General features: G+C 70.7%; 7 protein-coding genes and 1 pseudogene. 2 read left to right on the top strand and 6 right to left on the bottom strand.

Features of this window, described 5'->3' with window-relative positions; all coding sequences use genetic code 11:
• The 5 genes and pseudogenes from IM632_RS03800 to IM632_RS03780 all read right to left on the bottom strand — a co-directional run.
• Positions 1-254 (bottom strand): annotated as a pseudogene (locus tag IM632_RS03800) (histidine--tRNA ligase); the annotation flags it as partial.
• A gap of 222 nt (positions 255-476) precedes the next feature.
• A complete protein-coding gene (locus IM632_RS03795) occupies positions 477-1,337 on the bottom strand; it encodes an SDR family NAD(P)-dependent oxidoreductase (protein ID WP_296483799.1) in 861 nt (286 codons plus the stop codon).
• A 20-nt stretch (positions 1,338-1,357) separates the two neighbouring features.
• Complete coding sequence (locus IM632_RS03790; RefSeq protein WP_296552025.1) at positions 1,358-2,899, bottom strand: acyl-CoA synthetase; 1,542 nt, start codon at positions 2,897-2,899, stop codon at positions 1,358-1,360.
• Between the two features lie 89 nt (positions 2,900-2,988).
• Complete coding sequence (gene pgi, locus IM632_RS03785; protein WP_296552024.1) at positions 2,989-4,554, bottom strand: glucose-6-phosphate isomerase; 1,566 nt, start codon at positions 4,552-4,554, stop codon at positions 2,989-2,991.
• Positions 4,551-6,686, bottom strand: coding sequence for a protein-disulfide reductase DsbD domain-containing protein (locus IM632_RS03780; protein WP_296552023.1), 2,136 nt, complete (start codon positions 6,684-6,686; stop codon positions 4,551-4,553). The genes pgi and IM632_RS03780 overlap by 4 nt, the downstream gene beginning before the upstream one ends.
• A gap of 167 nt (positions 6,687-6,853) precedes the next feature.
• On the opposite strand from IM632_RS03780, the gene IM632_RS03775 reads away from it, so the two are divergent.
• Complete coding sequence (locus tag IM632_RS03775; protein ID WP_296483808.1) at positions 6,854-7,246, top strand: acyl dehydratase; 393 nt, start codon at positions 6,854-6,856, stop codon at positions 7,244-7,246.
• Between the two features lie 18 nt (positions 7,247-7,264).
• On the opposite strand, the gene IM632_RS03770 is transcribed toward IM632_RS03775, so the two are convergent.
• Positions 7,265-8,071, bottom strand: coding sequence for a SapC family protein (locus IM632_RS03770; RefSeq protein WP_296498981.1), 807 nt, complete (start codon positions 8,069-8,071; stop codon positions 7,265-7,267).
• A 197-nt stretch (positions 8,072-8,268) separates the two neighbouring features.
• Here IM632_RS03770 and IM632_RS03765 point away from each other — a divergent pair.
• A partial coding sequence (locus IM632_RS03765; RefSeq protein ID WP_296552022.1) for a MaoC family dehydratase N-terminal domain-containing protein occupies positions 8,269-8,843 on the top strand: 575 nt, incomplete at its 3' end.

The following is an 8,843-nucleotide window of genomic DNA, read 5'->3' as shown; positions in this document are numbered from 1 at the left end:
TCCTGCAGGGCGAAGACGCCCTCGTTGGGACGGTCGGCGTCCGGCAGGAACTTGCCCAGGGCGTCGGCGTACTCGAGGGCGCCGGTGTCGAGGGCCTCGAAGCCGTAGCGCTCGTAGACTTCGGAAACGCGGGCGAGGATCCGGCGCTCGGCGGCCAGGTCGCGGGCGCGGCGATCAACGAATCCTCGCGGCGCGCGGGCCTCCGGACGGGCCGTCTCCCCGTCAGTAGCAGCATCAGTCTTTGGGGTGGTCATTTCCTATCCCTTGGGTCTGCCAGGGACGGAGCCGCCGACCGGCCCCGTCCGCATTGCGCGGGGGCCGGCGCCGGAGGTTCGATCAGGCCGAACGCACCCGCCCGCTCCCGCTTTCGCAGGTCGGATGGTGGGGGCCGTGATGGTGAACCTGACGGAACATGGGCCGGGTCCCTAGCCCATCGACGCCGGGTCGTCCAGTCCCGGACCCGGCGCTGGCGGGCGTCAGGGCAGGAGGTCAAGGTCCGGGGTGCGGTAGTCCATGCCCTTGAGGGCCTGGCTTCGGTCGGCGGAATCGAACCCTTCCATGATCCGGCCGAAGCGCAGCTGGACGAAGGGCCGCATGTCCGGATGGGTGAAGATGTAGAGGTCGCCAGCCTGCAGGGCCTCGAGCACCCGGGCGCCGACCCGGGCCGGGTCGATCCCGTTGGCCACCCGGTCGTCGGGGACGATCTCGCGCACCTGGGGGCCGCCGAACTTGGCCGGGCGGTTGCGGCCGGACTGGTTGATGCGGGTGCGGACAAAGCCCGGGCACAGCACCTGGACCTGGATGTTCTCGGGCGCCAGCTGGGCGGCCCAGCCCTCGGTGAGGGCGACGACGGCGAACTTGGAGGCGCTGTAGGCCTCCATGCCGGGAGGCGACATGTGGCCCGCCATGGAGGCGGTGTTGATGATGGCGCCGCCCTCCCCGTGGGCCCGGATGTGCGGCAGGAAGGCCTCGAAGCCGTAGATCACCCCCATCAGGTTGACCTGGAAGGTCCAGTCCCAGTCGGCGGGCTTCATCTCGTCGACCGGGCCGCCGGCGCCGACGCCGGCGTTGTTGCACAGGACGTGGACCTTGCCGAAGGCCGCGACGGTCTCGCGGGCCGCCGCCACCAGGGCCGCGCGGTCGGTGACGTCGCACTGGACGGCGGCGACCCTCACCTGCCGGGCCTCCAGCTCGGCCACGGCCCGGGCCAGGGGCTCGGTCTCGATGTCGGCGAGCATGACGTTCATGCCGGCGGCGCCGAAGGCGTGGGCCATGGCGAGGCCGAGCCCCGAGGCCCCGCCGGTGATGAAGGCGGTCTTTCCCGCGAGGTCCTGCATGGTGTTCCTTCCCGTCCTGTTCAGATCTTCCGGTCGCCCTGCCAGTAGGCGTCCCGGAGGATGCGCTTGTAGAGCTTGCCCGTGGGCAGGCGCGGCATCTCCGCGATGAAGTCGATGGAGCGCGGCGCCATGTAGTGGGCCAGGTGCTCGCGGGCGTAGTGCATGAGCTCGGCGGCGAGCTCCTCGTCGGGGGCGACGCCGGGGGCGGGCTCGATCACCGCCTTCACCGCCTCGCCCATCTCCGGGTCCGGCACGCCGAAGACCGCCACGTCGGCGACCTTGGGATGGGTGATCAGGGCGTCCTCGATGGCCTGGGGATAGATGTTCACCCCGCCGGAGATGATCATGAAGGCCTTGCGGTCGGTGAGGTAGAGATAGCCCTCCTCGTCCAGGTAGCCGACGTCGCCGAGGGCGTTCCAGTTGGGATGCTTCGGGTGCCGGGACGCCCGGGTCTTCTCCGGGTCGTTGTGGTACTCGAAGGTCGGGATCTCCCGCTCGAAGTAGATCAGGCCCGTCTCGCCGGGGGGCAGTTCGTTCCCCTCCTCGTCGCAGACATGCAGGACGCCCACCGCCGCGCGACCCACCGACCCCGGATGCTTCAGCCAGTCATGGCTGTCGATGAAGGTCGACCCCGAGCCTTCGGTGCCGGCGTAGTACTCGTAGAGGACCGGGCCCCACCACTCGATCATCTGGCGCTTGACCTCCACCGGGCACGGGGCGGCGGCATGGATGGCGACCCTCAGGCTGGAGACGTCGAAGGCCCGGCGGACCTCCTCGGGCAGCTTCAGCATGCGCACGAACATGGTGGGCACCCACTGGGAGTGCGTGACCCGGTAGTCCTGGATCAGCTCCAGGGACTTCTCGGCGTCGAACCGCTCCATCATCACCACCGTCCCGCCGAAGGACTGGACCGTGACGACATAGGCCAGGGGAGCGGCGTGGTAGAGGGGCGCGGGCGACAGGTAGACCGTGTCCGGGCCGAACTCATAGCGGTTGGCCTGCTGGCGCAGGGCGAAGGCCTCGGCGGGGCTGACCTCCGGCAGGGGCCGCAGGATGCCCTTCGGCCGCCCGGTCGTGCCGGAGCTGTAGAGCATGGAATCGCCCATCCACTCGCGGTCGAGGGGCGCGGGCGAGGCGCCGTCGCGGGCGGCCTCGTAGGCTTCCCAGCCCGGAATGACGCCGTCGACCATCAGGCGGATCGGGCAGGCGGGGATCAGGTCGGCCAGGCCCTCGCAGGTCTCGCGCTTGGCGTGCGAGCTGATCAGCACCTTCGCGCCGCAGTCGTTGACGATGTAGGCGGCCTCGTCCGGCGGCAGGTAGCGGTTGATGGTGGTGATGTAGAGCCCGGAGCGGAAGCAGGCCCAGACCGCATCCATGAAGGCGAGGTTGTTCTCCATGAGGAGGGCGACATGGTCGCCGCGCTTCAGGCCCCGCTCGCGGAACAGGTTGGCCATCCGCAGCGAGCGCTCGTCCAGCTGGGCGAAGGTCACGACCTTGCCGGTGTCGGCCGAGATCAGGGCCGGCTTGTCGGGGGTCAGGCGCGCGTGGTCGGCGAGGTGCATGGCCCCTGGGTCTCCTCCGGGCGGGGGCGCTTGCGGCCTCCTTGCCTCATTCTAGCCGGGGCCGGGCGGGCGTAAACCCGTCGCAGGGCTTAAGGGACGCGGAGGCGGGCGATCAGTGCGGCCGTGGAGGCGTCGTGGGGGCCGGCTGGGCCGCCTTCCAGCTCGGGCAGGATCCGCGCGGCCAGGACCTTGCCCAGCTCCACGCCCCACTGGTCGAAGCTGTTGATCCCCCACACGACCCCCTCGACGAAGACCTTGTGCTCGAAGAGGGCCAGGAGGGCGCCGAGGGCGGGTGGGTCCAGGCGCTCCAGGAGGAGGAAGCCCGAGGGCCGGTCGCCGGGAAAGGCCTTCTGGGCGGCGAGGACGGGATCGCCCCCGGCGGCCTCGAGGGCCTCCGCCTCTGTCCGCCCCGCCATCAGGGCCTCGGCCTGGGCGATGGCGTTGGCCAGCAGGGCGCGGTGGGCGGCGGGATCCCCCTCCACGGGCTGGCGCACAGCGAGGATGTCGAGCGGGATGACATCCGTCCCCTGGTGCAGGGCCTGGAAGAAGGCGTGCTGGCCGTTGGTGCCCGCATCGCCGAAGACGACGCCGGCCGTGGGCCGCGGAACGGGCCGGCCGTCGCGCCCCACACGCTTGCCGTTGGACTCCATCTCCAGCTGCTGGAGGAAGGCCGGCAGGAGCCGCAGCCGGCGGGCGTAGGGAACCACCGCGCGCGCGGGCCGGCCGAGGAGGTCACGGTTCAGGATGTGGGACAGGGCCAGGACTACGGGCAGGTTCTGCTCCGGGGGCGCCCCGAGGAAGTGCGCGTCCATCTCCGCCGCGCCCCGCAGCAGGCCCTCGAAGACCTCGGGGCCCAGGGCGACGGCGCAGGACAGGCCGACGGCCGACCACAGGGAGAAGCGGCCGCCGACCCATTCGGCGAAGGGGAAGATGCGGGCGGCGTCGACCCCGAAGGCTTCGGCGGCCTGCGGTGCGGCCGTGACCGCGACGAGCCGGTCCGCGGCGCCGGGCGCCTGCTCCAGCCAGGCCAGGGCGGCCCGGGCGTTGAACAGGGTCTCCTGGGTGGTGAAGGTCTTGGAGACGATCACCACCAGGGTCCGGGCGGGGTCCAGGCCCGAGAGGGCGGCGGTGATCTCGGACGGATCGACATTGGCGGCGAAGCGCAGGTCGATCCTGGGCGCGACGGGGGCCAGGGCCTCCCAGACCAGGCGGGGGCCGAGGTCCGACCCACCGATGCCGATGTGCAGGACGGCGTCGATATCGCCCGCCGTCCGGACCTCGCCGGCGAAGGCCAGCATCCGCTCGAGCCCGGCCGCCACGCCCTCCGCCACGGGCTGGCCCGCGGCGCGCCAGTTCCTCGCGCCCGGCGCCCGAAGGGCCATGTGCAGGGCCGCCCGGCCCTCTGAGGCGTTTACGACCTCGCCGGCGAAGAGGGCCTCGCGGGCGACCTCCAGACCTGCGGCGCGGGCGAGGTCGAGGGCGTTGACGAAGCTGGCGGCGGACCAGGGCTGCTTGGACAGGTCGAGGGTGAGGCTGCAGGCCTCGAAGTTCAGGCGCGTCGCCCGGTCGGGCTCAAGCTCGAACAACCGCCGCAGGGGCGGGTCGGCCCGAACGGCGGCCTCGAGGGGCGCCCAGGCGTCTGCGGCGCGGCTCATCCCTCGGCTGCGGCCTTGACCGCCTGCACGACCATGCCCGGCGTCAGGAGCTGGGGCAGGATCTCAGGATCGCCGCCGCCGGCGGGATAGACGAGGTAAAGCGGCACCCCGGCTCGTCCGAAACGGGCCAGGTCTTCGGCGATCACGGCGTCCCGCCGGGTCCAGTCCGCCTTGAGGTAGACCGTTCCAGTCCCGGCAAAAGCCTCGGCCGCGGTGCGGGTGGAAAAGGCGACGCGCTCGTTCACCTGGCAGGTCACGCACCAGGCGGCTGTATAGTTGACGAAGACCGCCCGGCCCTCCGCCCGCAGGGCGGCGAGACGCTCGGGCGTATAGGCCTCGTAGGCCAGGCCCGAGGCGTCCGTTCCCGCCCCCGTCGATCCTTCCGCCACAGCCTGGGCGGGGGTCGGCCAGACCGCCGCAGCGACGGAGAGGACGGCGACGCCCAGGGCGGCGAGGCCAAGGACACGGGCCGGCTGTCCGAGGAGGGCGCGCCTCTGGGCCAGGCCCGCCAGCCAGCAGGCGAAGGCCAGGGCGACGCCGGCGGCGAGGAGCCGGGCGAGGAGGTCCGGGCCGGCCTGCACGGCGAGCACCCAGGCCAGCCAGGCGGCGGCTCCATACATCGGGAAGGCCAGGACCTTGCGGAAGGTGTCCATCCAGGGCCCGGGCCGGGGCAGGCGCGACAGGACGCCGGGCGCCAGGGCGGCCAGGGTGAAGGGGGCGGCGAAGCCCAGGCCGAGGCCGGCGAAGACGGCCAGCGACAGGGCCGCCGGCTGGGTCATCGCCCAGCCGAGGGCGGGCGCCATGAAGGGTGCGGTGCAGGGCGCCGCGACGACGACGGCGAGGGCGCCGGTCAGAAAGGCGCCAAGGGTCCCGCCCCGGGCGGCGGCGCCCGAGCCGAAGCCCTGAAGAGAGGCGCCGATCTCGAACAGGCCGGACAGGTTGAGACCCACCGTCAGCATTAGCAGGGCGAGGCCCGCAACCATCGGCGGCGACTGCAGCTGGAACCCCCAACCCACTGCGGCTCCACCGGCCCTCACAGCCAGCAGCAGGGCGGCAAGCCCGAGGAAGGTGGCCATCACGCCGGCAAGGAAGGCGAGACCCTGCGCGCGAGCGGCGGCGCGGTCATGGCCGTGGCCGGCAAGTGAGGCCGCCTTCATGGCCAGAACCGGAAAGACGCAGGGCATGAGGTTCAGGATCACGCCGCCCAGGAAGGCGAAAAGGAGCGCGCCGGCCAGACCGCCAGCCCCGTCCAGGGACACGGGCTGGGGGGGCGGAGGCCCCAGGCCTGAGGCGCCAGCGGGCGCGGCGCCGGGGACGGCCTCGATCTCGTAGACCCGACCATCGACGGCGAGCACCCCCTTCAGGGAGGCGGGCGTTGAGACGCCCGGGGCGGGCTTGACCGTCAGGGTCAGGCCCTCAGGCCCTCGATCCAGGGTCTGGGGTGCGGCGTGATCAATGACTGCAGGCGCGTAGGGAAAGAAATAGGCGTCGCGAGCGGCTCCGCCGGAAACACCGGGGCCGGAGACGGCGATCTTCAGGCCCGCGGGGCCCGAGTTCAGGACCGCCTGTACCTGCCCCGGTCTGGGAGCGGCGTCGAGGGCAGCCTGGATCCGGGGCCCCCAGGTGGCGTCGGGCGCCGGATCCCCTGCCACCACCCTCACATCGAGGGAGAGATCCGCGTCCTCCGGAATGCAGATGTCGGAACAGACCAGGAAGGCGGCCTTGACCCTGAGCGTGACCGTCTGGCCAGCCGGCGCCGAGTCGGGAACCCGGACAGCGACCGGCAGAAGCACCTCGCCCGAATAGCCGTAATTCATCAGCGGCCCGATGGGCTTGCGCGATGGCGGCGCCCAGACGATCTCGCCCGCGGTCCAGCCGGCGGGCAGGGTCCAGATCAACTCCGTCGGAGCGCCGGAGTCGCCGGAGTTCCGCCAGTAGGTGTGCCAGCCCTTGTCGATGGCCTGCCGCAGGGCGAGCTGAACCTCGCCGCCGGCGCGCGCGCCTTGTGTGGCTGCGACCAGCTCGGCGGTCAGGTTCCCTGTCCGGACAGGCCCGGCGACCGCGGACGCGGGCGGCGACATGACCCCGAGGGCGACCAGGGCCGCCAGGCCGGCGAGCAGTCTCTTGAGCATGCGTTCCCCAGATGGCCTTCCAGACAGTCGCACGGACCGGGAGCGCGCCTAATATGACCCCAGGGGGGCGCAAGGCAATCGGCCTGGACATGACGCGGGGGCTCGATTTAGGGCGCGGTCCGCCTCATGATCGTCAGGGGCGGAAACCGAGAAAGGGAGACCCGCGCGTGCCGGGCAGGTTTGACGAGATCGAGATCGGGCAGGTGACGACGCTTGGAGAGGTGAGGGTCGACGCTCGCGCCCTCGAGGCCTTCACCGAGTCCTTCGCTCCGGGCTGGCCCGTCGAACGGGGGGCGCCGGACTCCATGGTCTTCGCGATATGGAGCCGCCTGGACGCCATTTCCGCCGTAGGCTGGCCACAGACCAAGCGGCTGGGCGTTGACGCCCTGCGCTGGGTCCGCAACCCGCCCGCCGGAGAGGTCCTGCGGGGGCGCATGACCATCATGGGCAAGGACCCCGTAGGCGACGGCAAGGGCATCATCATCGCCCAGCATGACCTGCTGGACGAAGCGGGCCGGCTGGTCTTCTCCTGCCTGACCCGCAGCGTCTTCTCACGCTAAGGGACCCTCGGCGGAACCTCAGCCCGCTGCGGCCGCGTTCGCCTGGGCTTCCGAGAGCTTGTAGATCTGCAGCGCGATCAGGCGGTCCCAGCCAAAGAGGCTGATGAGGTGGGCGTAGATCTGCTGCAGAGCCCCATTGTCGCGAAGTTCCGCCAGCTTGTCGTGGGGAAGGGCGTTCAGCTTTTCCTCCGAGACGCCGAAATACTCGGCGATCTGCTGGGGCTCGCCCGCCGTGCCGTCGGGATTGACCGGCGTGTGGGTTGCGCGCTTGACCTCGAACAGGTCGAGGTCCTTGAGCAGCTGGACGAAGGCCAGGGTCTTCTGACGTTCGACCTCGTAGTTGTTGCAGAACTCGATGCAGTTCTGGGTGTACTCGCTGGGCGAGCCATCCTCGTTGAAGAAGGGCAGGTCGCCGCCCTCGACAATGAACTCGGCCGAACGGTCGATGCAGAGGATCGATTGCTTGGCCACGTCGTCATTGGCGAAGACGAAGGGATAGCGACGGATGTAGGCCGGAACGTAGATCCCGGGATCGAACAGGCCGTCCTCCCGCAGGAACATGTTCTGCTCGGCGTTCAGGCCCATGATCGCCAGAGGGGTCTTGTCCTCGCCGACGAAGATGATCGGGAAGGTCAGGCAGGCGATGCTGAACTCCGTCACCGTCAGCGGCACGGCGTGACCAGTCCGGGCGAAGCCAAAGGGGCCGTCCAGGCGATTGACGCCCATTCCCTTGTGCAGCTCGGGCGAAAGCGGCTCCGGCTGGTTGTAGAACAGGACGGTGCCGGAGATCTGGCCGCCGCGGTTGATCTGGGTGGGGGTCGCCATGGAGTGCCTTGGGTCTGGAGGGCGAAGGTCGGAAACGCCCGGCGGCAGGGGCCGCCGGAACGAAGGTCGCCGCTTCTAACCGATTGCAGGATGGGCGGCAAATCGGACTGTCGGCGGCTTGCGCCCGAGGAAGCGAGCCGCTTCAATCGCTCCATAACGAGGGGCGGCCTGACCGCCTTTGGAGAGGAAACGATTTCATGGCCATCTTTTATCCGGACATCCTTCAGCAGCGCACCGCACCGCGGACCTTCTCTTACGGCGACAAGGACGTGATGCTTTACGCCCTCGGCATCGGCCTGGGTCAGGATCCGATGAACGAGACTGAGCTCGCCTTTGTCTACGAGAAGGGCCTGAAGGTCGTCCCGACCGCCGCCACCGTCCTGGCCGCCGCCCTCCGCGGGGCCTCCGGGCCCGCCCCCGAGATGCCGCCCGGCCACCGCCCCAGCCAGATCAACTTCCTGATGGTCGTGCACGGCGAGCAGAAGGTCGAGTTGCACAAGCCCCTTCCCACCAGCGGGACCTTCACCGCCGAGGGCCGCACGATCGGGGCCTACGACAAGGGCGAGGGCAAGGGCGCGGTGATCATCAACGAGACGGTCTGGACCGACGAGAGGGGCGAGAAGGTCGCCACCCTGACCGGTTCCACCTTCGCCCGGGGCGATGGCGGCTTCGGCGGCCCGTCAGAGGGCGCGCCTGAGCCTCACCTGGTCCCCAGCCGGGCGCCGGACATCTCGGTCGACTTCGCCACGCGAGAGGACCAGGCCCTGCTCTA

Origin of the sequence: Phenylobacterium sp., assembly GCF_020402505.1 — a bacterium.
GTDB lineage: Bacteria > Pseudomonadota > Alphaproteobacteria > Caulobacterales > Caulobacteraceae > Phenylobacterium.
Note: the sequence above shows the minus strand (reverse complement) of the source record. Positions and strands in the feature narration are given on the sequence as shown.

Bases quoted from the DNA above. Each gene is read 5' to 3' on its own strand.
- IM632_RS03770 (WP_296498981.1), bottom strand. From the start codon at position 8,071: ATGGCGACCCCCACCCAGATCAACCGCGGCGGCCAGATCTCCGGCACC.
- IM632_RS03795 (WP_296483799.1), bottom strand. From the start codon at position 1,337: ATGCAGGACCTCGCGGGAAAGACCGCCTTCATCACCGGCGGGGCCTCG.
- IM632_RS03790 (WP_296552025.1), bottom strand. From the start codon at position 2,899: ATGCACCTCGCCGACCACGCGCGCCTGACCCCCGACAAGCCGGCCCTG.
- IM632_RS03780 (WP_296552023.1), bottom strand. From the start codon at position 6,686: ATGCTCAAGAGACTGCTCGCCGGCCTGGCGGCCCTGGTCGCCCTCGGG.
- pgi (WP_296552024.1), bottom strand. From the start codon at position 4,554: ATGAGCCGCGCCGCAGACGCCTGGGCGCCCCTCGAGGCCGCCGTTCGG.